This window comes from Streptomyces kanasensis (assembly GCF_043077165.1).
GTDB lineage: Bacteria > Actinomycetota > Actinomycetes > Streptomycetales > Streptomycetaceae > Streptomyces > Streptomyces changanensis.
Map to the genome: position 1 here is coordinate 1 of NZ_JBIBSF010000002.1, position 17,972 is coordinate 17,972.

At 73.1% G+C, this 17,972-nt stretch carries 13 protein-coding genes, 1 rRNA gene and 1 pseudogene; 8 read left to right on the forward strand and 7 right to left on the reverse strand.

The features are described from left to right. Nucleotides 1–156 precede the first annotated feature (156 nt). Nucleotides 157–273: ribosomal RNA gene (gene rrf, locus ACF053_RS05420) — 5S ribosomal RNA — on the forward strand. A gap of 124 nt (nt 274–397) precedes the next feature. Here the strand turns inward: rrf and ACF053_RS05425 are convergent. Genes ACF053_RS05425 through ACF053_RS05445 form a run of 5 tightly spaced genes read right to left on the reverse strand, consistent with a single transcriptional unit; the run spans nt 398 to nt 5,847 of the window. After that, the gene (locus ACF053_RS05425; protein WP_391952649.1) at nt 398–1,708 is read right to left on the reverse strand and encodes a DUF58 domain-containing protein; all 1,311 of its coding nucleotides are present in this window, start codon (nt 1,706–1,708) and stop codon (nt 398–400) included. Between the two features lie 3 nt (nt 1,709–1,711). Beyond that, nucleotides 1,712–2,704, reverse strand: coding sequence for an AAA family ATPase (locus ACF053_RS05430; protein ID WP_391952650.1), 993 nt, complete (start codon nt 2,702–2,704; stop codon nt 1,712–1,714). Next, nucleotides 2,701–3,909, reverse strand: a complete 1,209-nt coding sequence (locus ACF053_RS05435) for a DUF4350 domain-containing protein (protein WP_391952651.1) — start codon at nt 3,907–3,909, stop codon at nt 2,701–2,703. The genes ACF053_RS05430 and ACF053_RS05435 overlap by 4 nt, the downstream gene beginning before the upstream one ends. Next, on the reverse strand, nt 3,906–4,592 hold the full coding sequence (locus ACF053_RS05440) for a DUF4129 domain-containing protein (protein WP_391952652.1): 687 nt from the start codon (nt 4,590–4,592) through the stop codon (nt 3,906–3,908). Before ACF053_RS05440 ends, ACF053_RS05435 begins: the two co-directional genes overlap by 4 nt. Nucleotides 4,593–4,596: 4 nt before the next feature. After that, nucleotides 4,597–5,847 (reverse strand): DUF7544 domain-containing protein, encoded by a 1,251-nt coding sequence (locus ACF053_RS05445; protein ID WP_449336529.1) that lies wholly within the window; start codon nt 5,845–5,847, stop codon nt 4,597–4,599. 194 nt (nt 5,848–6,041) lie between these two features. Between ACF053_RS05445 and mtnA the strand changes: the two genes are divergently transcribed. The 7 genes and pseudogenes from mtnA (at nt 6,042) to ACF053_RS05480 (ending at nt 15,516) form a co-directional block, all read left to right on the forward strand. Beyond that, nucleotides 6,042–7,202, forward strand: a complete 1,161-nt coding sequence (gene mtnA, locus ACF053_RS05450; RefSeq protein WP_391952654.1) for an S-methyl-5-thioribose-1-phosphate isomerase — start codon at nt 6,042–6,044, stop codon at nt 7,200–7,202. A 4-nt stretch (nt 7,203–7,206) separates the two neighbouring features. Further along, entirely contained in the window at nt 7,207–7,896 is a 690-nt protein-coding gene (mtrA, locus tag ACF053_RS05455; protein ID WP_187703247.1) for a two-component system response regulator MtrA, read from the forward strand. Between the two features lies 1 nt (nt 7,897). Beyond that, nucleotides 7,898–10,000: an MtrAB system histidine kinase MtrB gene (mtrB, locus tag ACF053_RS05460; protein ID WP_391952655.1), complete on the forward strand. Its 2,103-nt coding sequence runs from the start codon at nt 7,898–7,900 to the stop codon at nt 9,998–10,000. Between the two features lie 121 nt (nt 10,001–10,121). After that, nucleotides 10,122–11,894 (forward strand): LpqB family beta-propeller domain-containing protein, encoded by a 1,773-nt coding sequence (locus ACF053_RS05465; protein WP_391953185.1) that lies wholly within the window; start codon nt 10,122–10,124, stop codon nt 11,892–11,894. A gap of 120 nt (nt 11,895–12,014) precedes the next feature. Further along, nucleotides 12,015–12,698: pseudogene (locus tag ACF053_RS05470) on the forward strand (ComF family protein); the annotation flags it as partial. 1,163 nt (nt 12,699–13,861) lie between these two features. Beyond that, nucleotides 13,862–14,551, forward strand: coding sequence for a ribosome hibernation-promoting factor, HPF/YfiA family (hpf, locus tag ACF053_RS05475; protein WP_391952656.1), 690 nt, complete (start codon nt 13,862–13,864; stop codon nt 14,549–14,551). Nucleotides 14,552–14,745: 194 nt separating this feature from the next. Beyond that, nucleotides 14,746–15,516: a response regulator gene (locus tag ACF053_RS05480; protein WP_391952657.1), complete on the forward strand. Its 771-nt coding sequence runs from the start codon at nt 14,746–14,748 to the stop codon at nt 15,514–15,516. A 249-nt stretch (nt 15,517–15,765) separates the two neighbouring features. Here the strand turns inward: ACF053_RS05480 and ACF053_RS05485 are convergent, their stop codons facing one another. Both ACF053_RS05485 and ACF053_RS05490 read right to left on the reverse strand, forming a co-directional pair. Then, entirely contained in the window at nt 15,766–16,932 is a 1,167-nt protein-coding gene (locus tag ACF053_RS05485; RefSeq protein ID WP_391952658.1) for a winged helix-turn-helix domain-containing protein, read from the reverse strand. Nucleotides 16,933–17,335: 403 nt separating this feature from the next. After that, nucleotides 17,336–17,917 (reverse strand): GNAT family N-acetyltransferase, encoded by a 582-nt coding sequence (locus ACF053_RS05490; RefSeq protein WP_391952659.1) that lies wholly within the window; start codon nt 17,915–17,917, stop codon nt 17,336–17,338. Between the last annotated feature and the right edge of the window lie 55 nt (nt 17,918–17,972).

A 17,972-nucleotide genomic window follows, 5' to 3' on the forward strand; every position in this document is an offset into this window, starting at 1 on the left:
GTTGATAGGCCGGATATGGAAGCCCAGTAATGGGTGGAGTTGACCGGTACTAATAGGCCGAGGGCTTGTCCTCAGTTGCTCGCGTCCACTGTGTTAGTTCTGAAGTAACGAACTCCCAATCTGCCGGTTGGTTGTAGGTCGATATCTTCATAGTGTTTCGGTGGTCATAGCGTTAGGGAAACGCCCGGTTACATTCCGAACCCGGAAGCTAAGCCTTTCAGCGCCGATGGTACTGCAGGGGGGACCCTGTGGGAGAGTAGGACACCGCCGAACAATTTGTTGGGGAAGCCCCGCACCGTATGGTGCGGGGCTTTCCTCATTTCCGGACCCTATTTTGCCGACGGCCAGCCGGCACGGGGGCCTGAGAATCCGCGGAGGGATTCCCAGGCCACCCGAATCAGAGGCGGCCCGCTGCCTTCAGCTCCAGATAGGCGTCGGCGAGAGCCGGAGCCAGGTTCTCCGGGGTGGCGTCCACGACGGTGACGCCGTGGCGTTGCAGTTGCTCCGCCACAGTGCGGCGCTGGGCCTGTGCCTGGGCGCCGGCAGCGGCCTCGTACACCGCGCGGGCCGAGCCGCGCGAGCGCGCCATCTCCTGCACGTGCGGGTCCCCCACGGACGCGACGACGACCGTGTGGCGCTGGGTGAGCTGTGGCAGTACCGGCAGGAGGCCCTCCTCGACAGGAGCGGCGTCCAGGCTCGTCAGGAGCACGATCAGCGAACGGCGCGGCGCGCCGGTGAGCGCCGCCGCGCCGAGGGCGCGTGCGTCCGTCTCGACCAGCTCCGGTTCCAGAGTCGCCATGGCGGCCACCATGGCCGGCAGGACGTCGCCGGCGGCGCGACCCTGCACCCGGGCTCGGACACGGCGGTCGTACGCCAGCAGGTCCACCCGGTCACCGGCGCGCGAGGCCAGCGCGGTCAACAGCAACGCCGCGTCCATCGCGGCGTCCAGCCGAGGAACGTCACCGACGCGGCCCGCCGATGTCCGGCCCGTGTCCAGGACCAGCAGGATGTGCCGGTCGCGCTCCGGGCGCCACGTGCGGACCGCGACGCTCGACTGCCGAGCCGTCGCCCGCCAGTCGATCGACCGGGTGTCATCGCCCGGCACGTACTCGCGGAGACTGTCGAACTCGGTGCCCTCACCACGCGTCAGCACGCTCGTGCGCCCGTCCAGCTCCCGCAGGCGCGCCAACCTCGACGGCAGGTGCTTGCGGCTGGTGAAGGGAGGCAGGACGCGGACGGTCCACGGCACCCGGTGGCTGCCCTGGCGTGCGGCCAGGCCCAGCGGACCGAAGGAGCGGACGGTGACCCGATCCGCCTGCCGGTCACCGCGGCGCGAGGGACGCAGCCGCGTCGTCAACCTGCGGCGTTCCCCCGCTGGGACGGTGACCTCATGCCGGGACGCCGCCTCCTTCGACCCGTCCCGCCAGCTACTCGGTGGCCACGCGTCGCGGACGTGCGCCCGCAGGCGGCGGCGCGAGGGGTTGCCCACCATCAGCTCCACCGCCGCAGCCTCACCGAGTCGAACACTCGTATCACCACTTCGGGTGAACTGGAGCGTTCGCACTGGCGCGGCCAACGCGTAGTCGCACAGAATTGCGAGCGAGAGGGGGGCGTTGACTGCCAGCATCCCCGTCCAGCTGGGGGCCAGGATCCCGACGGGCAGCGAGCCGATCGCCGCCAAGAGCGCGGTACGTCCGGTCAGGGCCATGGGTCACTGCCTCAGCGAGGGCGCGGGTACGTGGGCGAGGATCGCATTGATGACGGAGTCGGCCGTCACGCCTTCCATCTCCGCCTCCGGGCGCAGCTGCACCCGGTGGCGCAGTGTGGGCAGGGCCAGGGCCTTCACGTCGTCCGGGAGGACGTAGTCACGGCCCGTGAGCCAGGCCCAGGCACGGGCAGTGGAGAGCAGGGCGGTGGCGCCTCGGGGGGAGACGCCGAGGGCGAGCGAGGGGGATTCACGCGTGGCACGGCAGATATCGACCACATAGCCGGCGATCTCGGCGGACACCGAGGTCGTGGCGACCGCACGGCGGGCGGCCTCCAGATCCGCGAGGCCGGCGACGGGGCGCACCCCTGCGGCGCGTAGATCCCTCGGGTCGAAGCCGTCCGCGTGGCGGGTCAGCACGTTGATCTCGTCGTCGCGGGATGGCAGAGGCACCGTCAGCTTCAGCAGGAAGCGGTCCAACTGCGCTTCCGGCAGCGGATAGGTGCCCTCGTACTCGACCGGGTTCTGCGTCGCGGCGACCAGGAACGGCTCCGGGAGCGGACGCGGGGTGCCGTCCACCGTGACCTGCCGCTCCTCCATGGCCTCCAGCAGTGACGACTGGGTCTTCGGCGGGGTGCGGTTGATCTCGTCGGCGAGCAGCAGGTTCGTGAAGACCGGGCCCGGCTGGAAGGAGAACTCCGAGGAACGGGTGTCGTAGACGAGTGAACCCGTCACGTCGCTCGGCATGAGGTCCGGGGTGAACTGCACGCGCTTCGTGTCCAGTTCCAGGGACGCCGCCAAGGCGCGGACCAGGAGCGTCTTGGCGACACCCGGCACGCCCTCCAGCAGGACGTGGCCCCGGCAGAGCAGCGCGACGACGAGCCCGGTGACAGCGGGGTCCTGCCCGACCACGGCCTTGGCGATCTCGGTGCGCAGCGCCTCCAGGGAGGCACGGGCACGGTCCGAGTTCTCAGCGGTCTCGGGGGTCGGGGCAGTCATGAGGTGCGTACCTCTCTTTCGAGGGCGTCGAGTTGGTCGGCGAGGAGGACGAGCGCGGCGTCACTGACGGGAGCCGGGCCGAAGAGCAGATCCCGCGGATCCGCCCCACCAGCGGTGAGACGGGTCGACAGGGCGGGGAGCAGGGCGTCGGGGGAGTGGGCCTCCCTCGTCGGAACGCCCACGAGAGGTGCGAGCCGGACACGGGCCGCCGAGCGGAGCACGGCGGCGGCCCGGTCGCGGGCGTCGGCGCGGAAGTACAGGCGGGCGCGGCCCTCCGTCGCCTCCGAAGCGCGGACGGCCACCGGCAGCCGCTCGGTGACGAGCGGCCCGAGGCGCCGGGCACGCCAGACCGCGGCGAGGACGGCGGCCACGGCGAGCTGCAACGTGCCCCACAGCCAACCCGACGGGACCAGGCTGAGGAAGTCCCCTTCCTCCTCCACACGGTCTCCGTCACCCGGCCCACCGCCCTCGGCGGCGGACGGGTCCGACAGCGAAGGGAGGTACCAGACGAGATGCGTCCGGGAACCGAGCAGTTGCAGGGAGAGCGAGGCGTTCCCCTCGTGGGCGAGACGCTGGTTGAACAGCAGGTCCGCGGCGCCCAGCAGGACGGTGTCGCCGCCGGCGGAGTTCCGCACCCGCACCAGTGTGGGCAGGCCGTCACGGAAGTAGCAGGACTCCGCCGACACCGAGCCGGCCGTCACGTACCGCCGGCCGCCGAGGTGCACCGCGCCCGCGCGGCGGGCCTCCGGCAGGGCACAGCCCGGGTCCAGGACCCTGAGCGTGTCGGGAAGGTCCGTGGACACCCCCGGGGCCAGGGCGGCCAGCGCCGGCGCGTCCGGAGCCAGCAGGACGGTACGGCCGCCGGAGGTGTCGGCGAGACCGCGCAGCACCGTCCGCTGCCGGCCGCTCAGCAGGTTCGGAGCCGTGACCAGGACGGTCGAGTCCGGGCCCGCCGCGGCGGTGACCTCCGACAGGGTCGTGGCGACCTGGACGGAGACGCCCCGCTCCCGCAGCAGCTCGGCGACCGCCATGCTGCCGTTCGGATCCGCGGACCGCGGGTCCAGCCGGCCGTGCTGCCCACCCGTCTGCACCAGCGCCAGCGCGACACCCGCCACGATCAGCAGCGCCACGGCGAACAGCAGACCCCGCGCCCGCACCCACACGTGCCGGGGGTCCCGGGCGAGGGACGTACGGGCGGAGGTCACTCGGCACCTCCCCGGGCCGCGGCGCTCCACTCGGGCTTCGCCCGCTCCAGCGCGGCGTCGAGCTCCTTGACGCGCTGGTACGCGCGCCGGTCGGCGGTGCGCCCGCCGTACGTGACGTCGTCGAACTCGCGGGCCGCCGCGCGCAGCGCGTCGAAGTGGACGGGCAGGGCCCGACCCGCCTCCGCGGCGGCCTCGTCGGCCGTGCGGCCCGGCCTCGGGTCGAGGAGCGTGCGCTCCTCCAAGGAGCGCACCACGGCGCGCATCCGCTCCTGGACCGCCTGGTTCCAGCGGCCAGCCGCTGCATGCCGGTCCGCGGCGGCGCGATGGGCGGCCGCGGTGCGCGGCCCCTCCTCGAACAGCGAGTCCGCCACCGGAGCGACCCGGTACGGCCTGCCCAGCCGCCACCACAGGGCGGCCACCAGCCCCACCACGATGACGACGATCACCACGACGCCCAGCCACCCGCCCGGAGCGGCGCCCGCGGCGGCGTCGAAGAGACCGCCGATCCAGTCGAAGAAGGCGTCCATGGCACGCAGCAGGACGTTCGGCTCCTCCTGGCCGTACACCGGCCGGGACAGCTCCCGCTCCGCCGCCTCACGGGCGGGCAGCCGCGGCACGTCCAACGGCGGCCCGTCACCCGTGCCGGCCGCCCGCCACGCCGCCGCACCCCCCGTGATCGGCACCGCATCAGCTCCCAGGGGTCGCGTCGCCCGGTGCGGCCGTGCCGTAACCGGGCACACCCGCCGCGCGGGCCAGTTCGAGGTCCAGTGCCTCACGCCGGATGCGCTGGTCCACGTAGAGGAGGACCGCCACACCCGCCGAGATCGGGTACATGATCGCCGACGCGAGGACCGAACCGATACCCGTGATGATCAGGAACGACCAGCCGATCGGCTCGCCGCCGCCCGAGAACAGGGAGCTGATCCCGTCACCGTCCACCGCGTACGCGAGGATCCCGAACGGCAGGGCGACGATCATCGTCACCACGATCGTCAGGAGCGCCGTCAGGATCAGGATGCCGAAGATCCGCCACCAGGCGCCCCGCACGAGCTTCGCGGAGCGTCGCAGCGACGCCACCACGCCCTGGCGCTCCAGCATCAGCACCGAGTACGAGAGGCTGAAGCGCACCGTCAGCCACAGCGTCACCAGCATGGCGCCCAGGCCGCCCAGGAACACCAGCAGCGCGCCCACGCCGGACCCGATCAGCAGCCCCGGGACGATACCGACCGCCACGATCGCCACGACGATCAGCGGCACCAGCAGCGTCAGCCCCAGCAGCGGCAGCAAGCGCGGCCGGGCGTCCCGCCACACGTCGGAGAAGGACACGGGACGGCCCAGCACCGACCGGCTCACCACGAAGGTGAGGAGCGCCGTGGTCACGAAGGTCGCCATCAGCCCCAGCAGCGTCGCCGGCGCGGCGGAGATCATGCTCACCCGCAGCGACTCGCCCAGCTGCTCCAACTGCTCCGACGGGCTCGCCTCGGCGTTGATCTGCGGCTGCCGCGGCAGGACGAAACGCTGCAGGAGGATCTGCGTCAGCTGCACGAACGCGGACACCGTGAGGGTGATGCCCAGGACGGTCCGCCAGTGCGCGCGCAGGGTGGACACCGCTCCGTCGAGGATCTCCCCCACGCCCAGCGGGCGCAGCGGGATCACCCCGGGCTTCGGCGCCGCCGGCCGGCCCCAGCCGCCGTACGGCGCGCCACCCCAGCCCGGCGGGGGACCCTGCGGCGGGACCGGCCCACCAGGGACCGGCCCGGCGGGACCGAATCCGCCCGGACCCGGCGCGGCCGGCGGCGACCACTGGCCGGCCGGCGGCTGGTTCCCGGACCAGCCCGGAGCGGGATCCGGTTCACCGGCGGGACGCGGCACGCCGCCGTCACGGTCGTCGGACGGGGAGGGAGATCCGGGCGAGGCCCAGCCCGGAGAGTCGTTCACGGTCGTCCACCTCGTGGCTTGGTCGCGGGGCCCGCTGATCGAGCCGTCTCGGTCACGGCGCCTGGCCGCCGCAGCCGGCGGCAGGTCGGCAGCCATCGTGTCACGCACCACCTGCCCCGGGGCCAGAGCCCTGGCGACTTCAATGCCCCAGTCGAGACCTTCATTGTCGCCGACTCAGCGGGCAGACTGGGCGAATGGCTGATCAGTACGCAGGAACGGACCTCGGCGAACAGCCGCCCGCCCCGCCCGCGCTGCCCGTGTTGCGCTGGGCGGAGCCACCGGAAGGCCCCGTCGTGGTGCTCCTCGACCAGACCCGACTGCCCGCCGAGGAGGTCGAGACCGTCTGCACCGACGTGCCGGCGCTCGTGCGGGCCATCCAGACGCTCGCCGTGCGCGGAGCACCCCTCCTCGGCATCACCGGCGCCTACGGGGTGGCCCTCGCCGCCGCCCGCGGCTTCGACGTGGACGCCGCCGCCACCCAGCTCGCAGAAGCCCGACCCACCGCCGTCAACCTCGCCCACGGCGTCCGACGCGCCCTCGACGCCCACCGGGCCGCCACCGACAAGGGCGCCACGCCCGAAGAGGCCGCCACCGCCGCCCTCACCGAAGCCCGGCGACTGCACACCGAAGACGCCGAGGCCAGCGCCACCATGGCCACCGCGGGCCTCGCCCTCCTCGACGAGCTGCTGCCCGGAGGCAGCCACCGCGTCCTCACCCACTGCAACACCGGAGCCCTCGTCTCCGGCGGCGAGGGAACCGCCTTCGCCGTCGCCCTCGCCGCACACCGCGCCGGCCGGCTCCGCCGGCTCTGGGTCGACGAGACCCGACCCCTCATGCAGGGCGCCCGCCTCACCGCGTACGAAGCGGCCCGCAACGGCCTGCCGTACACCCTGCTCACCGACAACGCCGCCGGCAGCCTCTTCGCCGCCGGTGAGGTCGACGCCGTCCTCGTCGGCGCGGACCGCGTCACCGCCGACGGCTCCGTCGCGAACAAGATCGGCACCTACCCGCTCGCCGTCCTCGCCAAGTACCACCACGTACCCTTCATCGTCGTCGCCCCCGCGACCACGATCGACCCCCACACCCCCGACGGGGCGGCCACGGAGATCGAACACCGCCCCGGAAGCGAGGTGACGCAGTTCACAGTCCCCACCCCGGGAGCCCCCGCCGGCACGGGCACCGCCGGAGGAACACTCCTCGCCCCGCTCGGAACGCAGGCCTACAACCCCGCGTTTGACGTCACGCCGCCCGAGTTGGTCACCGCACTCGTCACCGAGGCCGGAGTGGTCTCACCGGTGACCCGAGGAGGAATCGAAGAGCTGTGTGCCAGGTCACGCCAGGTAACGATTAGCTAATGGGATGATGTCGATTATGAAGGGACGCGTCCTTGTCGTCGACGACGACACCGCACTCGCCGAAATGCTCGGCATCGTGCTCCGTGGTGAAGGGTTCGAGCCGTCGTTCGTAGCGGACGGCGACAAGGCACTCGCCGCTTTCCGGGAGACCAAGCCCGACCTGGTCCTCCTCGACCTCATGCTGCCCGGACGGGACGGCATCGAGGTGTGCAGGCTCATCCGCGCCGAGTCCGGCGTGCCGATCGTCATGCTCACCGCCAAGAGCGACACCGTGGACGTCGTCGTCGGCCTCGAATCCGGCGCCGACGACTACATCGTCAAACCGTTCAAACCCAAGGAGCTCGTCGCCCGCATCCGGGCCCGCCTCCGCAGGTCCGAGGAGCCCGCCCCCGAACAGCTCACCATCGGCGACCTCGTCATCGACGTCGCCGGCCACTCCGTGAAGCGCGACGGCCAGTCCATCGCCCTCACCCCCCTCGAGTTCGACCTCCTCGTCGCGCTCGCCCGCAAGCCCTGGCAGGTCTTCACCCGCGAGGTCCTCCTCGAACAGGTCTGGGGCTACCGGCACGCCGCCGACACCCGCCTCGTCAACGTCCACGTCCAGCGGCTCCGCTCCAAGGTCGAGAAGGACCCCGAGCGGCCCGAGATCGTCGTGACCGTCCGAGGCGTCGGCTACAAGGCGGGACCGAACTGACATGACCCGAGGCAGCGCTGCTCCGCAGCCCGGGAAGCCGGGAGTCCGCGCGGAGCGGGCTGCCGGACCGGAGAACGGCCCCACCCGCCGGGGCCGCCTCCTCCACGGCGGACGACTGCTCCAGGACGGAGCACCGGGAGGCCCGGTGCTCCGCCTCCTGGCGCGCTGGATCCGCCGCCCCCTCCTCCCCGCCCTGCGCCTGTGGCGCCGCAACATCCAGCTGCGCGTCGTCGTCGCCACCCTCCTGATGTCCCTCGGCGTCGTCCTGCTCCTCGGGTTCGTCGTCATCGGCCAGGTCCGCAACGGCCTCCTCGACACCAAGGAACGCGCCGCCCAGAGCCAGGCCGCCGGAGGGTTCGCCGCCGCCCAGGACGAAGCCGCCGCCGCCACCGGCTCCGGTCCCGCCGGCGGAGACGGCACCGGCACCTCCCGCTCCCTGCTCAACTGGCGCTCCGACCTCGTCGTCCAGCTCGCCAGCGGCGGCGCCGGCGCCTTCGACGTCGTCGCCCTCAGCTCCGACACCACCGGCACCGCGCCCAGCCGCGGCGCCCGCGCCTCCGGCGGCGTCAAGGTCGAGAGCATCCCCCTCGACCTCCGCCGCGACGTCGCCCAGGGCACCGGCACCTTCCAGACGTACACCCGCATCAAGTACGCGGACGGCCAGCACTCCGAAGCCGGACTCGTCATCGGCAAACGCCTCAACGACGTCGAGGGCAACACCTACGAGCTGTACTACCTCTTCCCCTTCACCCAGGAAGAAGCCTCCCTCGCCCTCGTCAAGACGACCATCGCCACCGCCGGGCTCTTCGTCGTCGTCCTCCTCGGCGCCATCGCCTGGCTCGTCGTCCGCCAGGTCGTCACCCCCGTCCGCATGGCCGCCGGTGTCGCCGAACGACTCTCCGCCGGACGCCTCCAGGAACGCATGAAGGTCACCGGCGAGGACGACATCGCCCGCCTCGGCGAAGCCTTCAACAAGATGGCCCAGAACCTCCAGCACAAGATCCAGCAGCTGGAGGACCTCTCCCGGATGCAGCGCCGCTTCGTCTCCGACGTCTCCCACGAACTGCGCACCCCCCTCACCACGGTCCGCATGGCCGCCGACGTCATCTACGAGGCCCGCGAGGACTTCGACCCCGTCACCGCACGCTCCGCCGAACTCCTCGGCGACCAGCTCGACCGGTTCGAGTCCCTGCTCGCCGACCTCCTCGAGATCAGCCGCTTCGACGCCGGAGCCGCCGCACTCGAAGCCGAACCCATAGACCTCCGCGACGTCGTCCACCGCGTCATCGGCGGCGCCGAACCCCTCGTCCAGCACAAGGGCGGCCGCATCCGCGTCGTCGGCGACGAACAGCCCGTCATCGCCGAAGCCGACGCCCGCCGCGTCGAACGCGTCCTGCGCAACCTCGTCGTCAACGCCGTCGAGCACGGTGAGGGCCGCGACGTCGTCGTCCGCCTCGCCTCCGCCGGCGGCGCCGTCGCCGTCGCCGTGCGCGACTACGGCGTCGGCCTCAAGCCCGGCGAAGCCACCCGCGTCTTCAACCGCTTCTGGCGCGCCGACCCCGCACGCGCCCGCACCACCGGCGGCACCGGCCTCGGCCTGTCCATCGCCCTCGAAGACGCCCGGCTCCACGGTGGCTGGCTCCAGGCATGGGGCGAGCCCGGCGGCGGCTCACAGTTCCGCCTCACCCTGCCCCGCACCGCCGACGAACCCCTCCGCGGCTCCCCCATACCGCTCGAACCCGAGGACTCCCGCCGCAACCGGGAACGCGCCGCGACCGACGAGCCCCACCCCACCACCCGGCAGACCGGCGCCCCCGGACAGACCCAGGCCGGCAGCGGCACCGCCCACACCCTGCCCGTACCGCCCCGCTCCGCCGTACCCCCACGCCAGACCCGCGCCGCCACCGCCGACCCCACCGCCCTCCCCGGCAACGGCACCCGCGTCGTCCCCCGCGGCCACACCGACCCCACGGACCCCGCCCAGCGGGCCGACCGGGCCGAGCGAGCCGAGCACGCGGCCGACCGGGTCGAGCACGCGGCCGGTACCGGCACCTCGCCCGACCACGACCCCACGAAGCGGAAGGACACCACCCGTGGCCGCTGACCGCCGCCGCTCCCACGGCCGTCACCACCACGGACGCACGGCACCCGGCACCCCCCGCGCCACCGCCGCACGCGCCACCGCCACCCTCGCCTGCGCCGCGCTCCTCGCCGGCTGCGCCTCCATGCCCGACAGCGGCGACGTCAGCAGCGTCAAAGCCACCCGGCAAGGCGACTCCCAGGTACGCGTCTACCCCGTCCCGCCCCGCGAGAGCGCCGACCCCGCCGAGATCGTCGAGGGCTTCCTCGAAGCCATGACCGGCGACGACCCCGACTTCGCGACCGCCCGCAAGTACCTCACCAAGCAGGCCGCCCGCACCTGGAAGCCCGAGGAACGCACCACCGTCCTCAGCTCCGCCCCCGTACCCCGGCAAGGCGGCCCCGCCCGGCAGGACCACGGCGCACCCGCCGACACGCAGACCCTCGTCTACCGCCTGTCCGGCCAGAAGGTCGCCACCGTCGACGACCGGCACGCCTACCAGCCGCTCGGCGCCGTCGCGTACAACGAGACCATCCGCCTCGTCCAGCAGCGCTCCACCGACGGCAAGCACAAGGAGTGGCGGATCGACGGCCTCCCCCAAGGGCTCCTCCTCAGCGAATCCGACTTCCAGCGCAACTACCGCTCCGTCAACAAGTACTACTTCGCCGCCGGCCGGACCTGGGTCGTCGCCGACCCCGTCCACATCCGCAAACGCCAGGACCCCGTCACCGGAATGGACTCCCTGACACAGACCGTGCAGGCGCTCCTCGAAGGACCGACGAACTGGCTCAAGCCCGCCGTCGACTCCCGCTTCCCCGCCGGAACGGCGCTGAAGAAGGACACCACCTCCCTCAGCACCGACGACCGGGACACCCTCAAGGTGCCGCTCAACGGCAAGGCCGACACGGTCGACCGCGACCAGTGCCGCAAAATGGCCGCCCAGATCCTCTTCACCGTCGGGGACCTCACCTCCACCCGCGTCCAGCAGGTCGAACTCCAACGCTCCGACGGCCGCTCCCTGTGCGTCCTCGGCGAGGACCAGAAGGCCGACTTCACGGCCGACCCCACCCCCGGCCTCCGCGAGACCCCCTACTACGTCGACGCCAACGGCAGACTCACCCAGCTCCACACCGCCACCAAGGACACCGTCGAGCCCCGCCACGTCTACGGCCCGTTCGGCACCGGAGCGGCCAAGGTCGAGACCGTCGCCGTCGCCCGCGACGAACAGCACGCCGCCGCCGTCTCGCAGAACGGCCGCAGCCTGCGCGTCGCCTCCATCGAGAGCGACGCCGAACTCCCCGAACCCCTCGTCACCAGCCGCGGCCCCCAGCCCGCCGACCGCCTGTCCGCCCCCAGCTGGGACGGACGGGGCGACCTGTGGATCGCCGACCGCAACCCCCAGGCGCCCCGCCTCCTCCTCGTCCCCGGAGGAACCGGCAAGGCCACCACCGTCACCACACCCTGGCTCACCGACCGCGTCCGCATCGAGGAACTCCGGCTCTCCGAAGACGGCGTACGCATCGCCCTGCGCCTCACCGAGAACGGCCGGACCACCCTCCAGATCGGCCGCGTCGAACGCCAAGGCACCGGCGACCGGCAGAAGGCCTCCGTCGTCGACCTCCAAGCCGTCGCACCCCACATGGAGTCCGTGACGTCCGTGTCCTGGGCCGGCCCCAGCCGCCTCGTCGTCCTCGGCAAACAGGCCGGCGGCGTCCAGCAGGTCCGCTACCTCCAGACCGACGGCTCCGCCTCCGCCTCCACCATCCCCGGTCTCAACCAGGTCAAGGCCGTCGCCGCCGCCAACGACGAACGCGCACCCCTCGTCGCCGCCGCCGACGACGGCATCGTCCGTCTCCACTCCGGCGTCAACTGGCAGCCCGTCGCCGACAAGGGCACCTCACCCGTCTACCCCGGCTGACCACTCCGACCGGCCCCCTGGCCGCGCCTCCCGGTGCCCTTCGGTGCCCTCCTCGGGCTGCAGCACCACGGTTATCCACAGGGGTGGCCGACCCCGCCCCCGTCACGACACAGTGGACCCATGCGGGGATGGTGGCAGGAGATCACCGGGCTCGTACTCCCCGTGGCCTGCGCAGGCTGCGGCCGACCGCGCACCACCCTGTGCGACACCTGCACCACGTCGCTCCACGGGCAGCCGGCCACACGAGTACGACCCGAACCGGAACCCGCCGGGCTCCCCGACGTGTGGGCAGCCGCGCCGTACGCCGACGCCGTACGTGCGGCCCTGCTCGCGCACAAGGAGCGCGGCGCACTCGCCTTGGCCGAGCCCCTCGGCCGCGCCGTGGCAGGCGCCGCCCGGGCCGCCACGGCGAACGACGGCGAGGAGCGGGAGGAGCGGGGGGAGGGGGCGGGTGGGGGAGGGGAGGGGGCCCCTCCCCTGGTGCTGGTTCCCGTGCCGTCGGCGCGCCGGGCAGTGCGGGCGCGGGGCCACGACGCGGTGCGGCGCGTCGCCTGTGCGGCGGCGAGGGAGCTGCGGCGTACCGGGACGGCCGCGCGGGCAGTGCCCGCTCTGCGGCACCGGCGCGCCGTCGCCGACCAGGCAACGCTCGACGCCCGGCAGCGCCAGGCGAACCTCGCCGGCGCCCTGGAGGTGGTCCCCGGCGCCGCCCGGCTGCTGATGGGCGCCCGGGTGATCCTGGTCGACGACCTCATGACCACGGGTGCGTCCCTGGCCGAGGCGGCGAGGGCGCTGCGCGCCGCGGGCATCGGTGCCGCTCCGGCATTGGGCGCCGCGGGTGTCGACGGTGCCGCGGGACCGGGCGGCGCGGGTGGCGGTGCCGCTCCGGGACCGGATGCCTCCGGTGTCGAGGGTGCCGTGGGGCCGGGCGGCGCGGGTGGGTTCGCCCTCGGATCAGGCGGCGCGGACGGGGCTGCTTCGGGCCGGGGTGCCGCCGGAGCCGGCGCCGCTCCGGGACCGGGCCCCTCGGGTGTCGACGGCGTTCCAAGAGCGGGTGCCGCGGGTGTCGGCGGCGCTTCACGGCCACCCGGTCCGGTCGGTCCCGTCGGTCCGGTCGGTGCGGGAGTCGGGGCTACGGGGGCGGGGAGCGCGCCCGTACCGGCCGGTGTCCCACGCCCTCCCGGCACTTCGGCGGCCTGCGCGGGCAGGGAAGGCCCTGGTGGTTCGGTGCGCCGCGGATCCTGTGGCGCGGCCGGTGGCGCCTCCGGGGCACGGGACGGGGCCGGCGTGCCGGTTGTTCCTCCCGTCTCGGGGGCGCACGGGACGTACGGGGCGCGCGGGGTGGTTCCGGCCGGAGGGTACGGCGCTCGCGCGGAACGGGACGGGCTTGGCGTTCCCGGGTGTCGTCGGACCGCACCGGGGGTACCCGAGCGGGGCTCGAACGCGTCAGTCGTCGGGACGCGGGCGGGCAGGGCATCCGGTAGGAAAATGCGCCGATCGGAGGTGGGCGGAGTGGTCGGCCATTCAGTGACGGATCATGCCGCAGTCGCGAATCGGCGCGCGGAAGTGGCGCTGCGGGTCAGCGCCGTTGTCGTTGCTGCTTCTCCACAATCGTTTGAAATAAACCGGAACTCGCACGGAAGTTGCAACGTTGCAGGTAGTGAGGGCGCGTGAAACGCCTGAACGGAGGTTTGTGCTGGTAGCGGGTGCCGACATCCGTCCGAACGAGCTATGTTCGGTGGTACAGGAATGGCGAATGCCGCCCTTCACCGAATGCGCAGTCCTGCGTCCGCACTGAATCCGGAGCCGGTCGGCACATCGACGTTTGCGGGGTGGGGATCTTGTCGATTGGGGAGGAGGACGTCTAAGTCGCCAAGTCCGAGGCTCCGGCGCTCACCGGGGCCTGGTGCAAAAGGGAAATGCTCACCAGCGGCTGCGCTGGTTGGAGCGATCCGGGAACGGAGTTCTGCGTGGACATCGTCGTCAAGGGCCGCAAGACCGAGGTGCCCGAGCGGTTCCGCAAGCACGTGGCCGAGAAGCTGAAGCTGGAGAAGATCCAGAAGCTCGACGGCAAGGTGATCAGCCTCGACGTCGAGGTGTCCAAGGAACACAACCCGCGGCAGGCCGACAGGTCTGACCGCGTGGAGATCACCCTTCACTCCCGCGGCCCGGTGATCCGGGCGGAGGCGGCAGCGGCCGACCCGTACGCAGCGCTCGACCTCGCGACCGCCAAGCTCGAGGCGCGGTTGCGCAAGCAGCACGACAAGCGTCACACCCGCCGCGGTGCCGGCCGTACCACGGCCGCCGAGGTGGCTGACGTGGTGCCGGGCGTCGCCCGGCTCAACGGGGCGGGAGTCGCCGTCCTGGAAGAGGAGCAGGAGACGGTCCCCACGACCAGGATCGGGTCGCTGGAGGTCCAGGGCGAGGGCCCGCTCATCGTGCGCGAGAAGACGCACAGCGCGGCCCCCATGTCGCTCGACCAGGCGCTGTACGAGATGGAGCTGGTCGGGCACGACTTCTACCTGTTCGTCGACGCGGACACCAAGCAGCCCAGCGTCGTGTACCGGCGCCACGCCTACGACTACGGCGTCATCCACTTGGAGAACGACCCGCTGGCCGGGACCGAGGGTGGCGGCGCGGGCGGAGCGCTCGGCGGCTGACGGGCCACCAACCGTCGAGGTGCCCCCGGAAAGCGCCCCCTGCGCCCCCGGGGGCACCCCCGTGCCACCGAAGGATCACCGCGCGGGGGCCGGGGCATGGAATCATGGCGGCGCGTGGTCAACCCGTCCCGTGTGGGGCGGGGTTGGTGTGACGACCGTGAACTTCAGGGCCCCGGCCTGCAGGGGGAGGAACGATGGCGGACAGCTTCGGCCCGGTGCATCATCCGGGCGGCTCCGGCGCCCCGGACCGGGGGGGCGCCGGGGGCGGCGACCCCGGCGACAGGGGGAGCGGCGCGCCCCGGAAGGAGCCCATCAGGGTCCTCGTCGTGGACGACCACGCGCTCTTCCGTCGTGGACTGGAGATCGTCCTCGCCCAGGAGGAGGACATCCAGGTCGTGGGAGAGGCCGGTGACGGTGCGGAGGCCGTCGACAAGGCGGCCGACCTGCTGCCCGACATCGTGCTGATGGACGTCCGCATGCCGAAGCGGGGCGGGATCGAGGCGTGCACCTCCATCAAGGAGGTCGCTCCGAGCGCGAAGATCATCATGTTGACGATCAGCGACGAGGAGGCCGACCTCTACGACGCGATCAAGGCGGGTGCCACGGGCTACCTGCTCAAGGAGATTTCCACCGACGAGGTGGCGACGGCGATCCGGGCGGTCGCCGACGGACAGTCGCAGATCAGCCCGTCCATGGCGTCGAAGCTGCTCACCGAGTTCAAGTCGATGATCCAGCGCACCGACGACCGGCGGCTCGTGCCGGCGCCGCGGCTCACCGACCGTGAGCTGGAGGTGCTGAAGCTGGTCGCCACGGGGATGAACAACCGCGACATCGCCAAGGAGCTGTTCATCTCCGAGAACACCGTGAAGAACCACGTGCGCAACATCCTGGAGAAGCTCCAGTTGCACTCCCGGATGGAGGCCGTGGTGTACGCGATGCGGGAGAAGATCCTCGAGATTCGGTAGCCGGGCGCGAGGAGCCCGCCGGAGCCCTGGGGGCTCGGGCGCGTCCCGACATCCCGAGGTCCCGGCACCCCCGGGTCACCCCGTGTCCCGGCTTACCCGGAGCCCGGAGCGGAGCCCGGAGCTCTGAACCTCGGGGCCCCGGGCCTCGGAGCCCGGAGCCCCGGCGCCGCGCGCCCCCGCGCCCGGCGACCCCTGAGAGCCCTGTCCCCCCGCCCGAGCGCGGGGGCGCGGGGCGAGCCGGCCGGGGTCTCAGGCGCCGAGTGCCGCCGTCAGTGCCGGGGTCAGGTCCGGGCGGTCCGACCGCTCCACCCGTACCGTGTCGCAGCCCACCCACTCCGCGGCCTCGCGCAGCGCCCGGGCCATCGGGTCCACGGCCTTGGGGCCGGCCAGGGACAGCTGCCGGGCCACCAGGGTCGTGCCCTCGCGGGCCGGGTCGACGCGGCCCAGGAGCCTGCCGCCCGCCAGCAGGGGCATCGCGAAGTAGCCGTGGACGCGCTTCGGCTTCGGTACGTACGCCTCCAGCCGGTGGGTGAAGCCGAAGATCCGCTCCGTGCGGGCCCGCTCCCAGATCAGCGAGTCGAACGGCGACAGCAGCGTCGTGCGGTGCCGCCCGCGCGGCTCGCTCGCCAGCGCCTCCGGGTCCGCCCACGCCGGCTTGTCCCAGCCCTCGACGCGCACCGGTACGAGTCCGGAGTCGGCGACGACCGCGTCGAACTCCTCGCCCCGGATGCGGTGGTAGTCGGCGATGTCCGCCCGGGTGCCCACGCCGAGGGCGCGCCCGGCCAGCAGGACCAGCCGCCGCAGGCACTCGTGGTCGTCCAGCTCGTCGTGGAGGAGGTCCTGCGGGACGGCGCGCTCGGCCAGGTCGTACACGCGCTTCCAGCCGCGCCGCTCGGTGCAGACGACCTCGCCGTACATCAGGGCCCGTTCGACGGCGACCTTCGAGGCGGACCAGTCCCACCACTCGCCGCCGTTCTTCGCGCCGCCCAGCTCCGTCGCCGTCAACGGGCCTTCGGCGCGCAGCTGGGCGATGACCGCCTCGTAGGAGCCGTCCGGCAGGTCGTGGGACCACTGCGGGCGGCGGCGGTAGGAGCGGCGGCGGAACGCGAAGTGCGGCCATTCCTCGATGGGCAGGATGCACGCGGCGTGTGACCAGTACTCGAAGGCGTGCCGGTCCGTCCAGTACGCGGTCTCGACGGTGGTACGACCCACGGCGCCGAGGCGGGCGTACGGGACGAGTTCGTGCGAGCGGGCCAGGACCGAGATGGTGTCCAACTGGACGGCGCCCAGGTGCCGCAGGACGCCGCGCACCCCGGCGCGCCGGTCCGGGGCGCCCAGGAACCCCTGGGCGCGGAGCGCGATGCGGCGGGCTTCGTCGGCGGAGAGCTCCGTCATGGGACGCGGCGTCGTCGTCATGACCCGCACGATAGAACCCCCCACTGACACCCCTGCTGACACCCCCACCGACACCTCCCCCGATGCCCCGGCGACACTCCCGCCGGACGTCTCCACCGGGCCCCTCCGGCTACCCCGTGGCGCTCGGCCCGCGCCGAGCCGGACCCGCCGGCGGAGCGGGTGAGGGGGAGGAGGCGAGAGGGGGAGGGGCGGGGGAGAGGGGCAGAGGCGGGGGGCAGAGGCGGGGGGAGGGTATGGAGGCGGGGCGCCAGGCCGGCCGTGGAGGGGGAGGGGCCTGTTCTGTCGGCGGCCGGTCGGCCGGTTCCCGGTCGGAGAGGCGGCCGGTCGGTCCCCCGTACCCGCTCGGCGGGTCGGCGGGTCCCCGGTCGGCCGGTCGGGTGCCGCGGTGCGGGCGTCACGGGTCTCAGGGGCCGGGCGGCGGCAGATGCGGTACGGGGCCGGGGAGGCCGAGGTCGGAGGGGAGGAGGGCGGCGACCCAGCAGTCACGGCGGGTGCCGCGGTGGTCCAGGCCCGCGCGCAGGACGCCCTCCACGGTGAACCCGGCCTTCTCGGCGACGAGGCGGGAGGCGGTGTTGCCGACCTCGGCGCGCCACTCCAGGCGGGAGCAGCCGAGGGCGGTGAACGCCCAGTGCGCCAGGGCGAGGGTGACCTCGGTGGCGTAGCCGTGGCCGCGGTGCTCGGCGACCGTGTAGAAGCCGATCTCCCAGGTGCCGGAGCGGGGGTGGTGGAGGCTGGTGGAGGCGACGAGCGGGGCGTCGTCGCGGTCCCGGGGGCGGGCGGCGAAGGTGTACTCGGTGTCGTCGCGCCACGCCTGGGGGACGTACCGGCCGACGAAGTCCTCGGCCTCGGCGGGGCCGTACGGGTCGGGGAGGGGTATCCAGCGGCGGATCTGCGGGTCCTGGACGGCGGCCCGCACCTCCTCGGCGTCGGAGGGCGTGAAGGTGCGCAGCTCCAGGCGCTCGGAGAACAGGGTGACGGGTTCCATGACGGGATTCTGGTGGGTCCCGGGCGCCGGGAACGAACACTTTTCGTGAGAGGCG

Coding starts and splice junctions, on each gene's coding strand:
- mtrA (WP_187703247.1), top strand. CDS start 7,207: ATGATGTCGATTATGAAGGGACGCGTCCTTGTCGTCGACGACGACACC.
- mtnA (WP_391952654.1), top strand. CDS start 6,042: ATGGCTGATCAGTACGCAGGAACGGACCTCGGCGAACAGCCGCCCGCC.
- ACF053_RS05425 (WP_391952649.1), bottom strand. CDS start 1,708: ATGGCCCTGACCGGACGTACCGCGCTCTTGGCGGCGATCGGCTCGCTG.
- ACF053_RS05490 (WP_391952659.1), bottom strand. CDS start 17,917: ATGGAACCCGTCACCCTGTTCTCCGAGCGCCTGGAGCTGCGCACCTTC.
- ACF053_RS05485 (WP_391952658.1), bottom strand. CDS start 16,932: ATGACGACGACGCCGCGTCCCATGACGGAGCTCTCCGCCGACGAAGCC.
- mtrB (WP_391952655.1), top strand. CDS start 7,898: ATGACCCGAGGCAGCGCTGCTCCGCAGCCCGGGAAGCCGGGAGTCCGC.
- ACF053_RS05480 (WP_391952657.1), top strand. CDS start 14,746: ATGGCGGACAGCTTCGGCCCGGTGCATCATCCGGGCGGCTCCGGCGCC.
- ACF053_RS05465 (WP_391953185.1), top strand. CDS start 10,122: ATGCCCGACAGCGGCGACGTCAGCAGCGTCAAAGCCACCCGGCAAGGC.
- ACF053_RS05430 (WP_391952650.1), bottom strand. CDS start 2,704: ATGACTGCCCCGACCCCCGAGACCGCTGAGAACTCGGACCGTGCCCGT.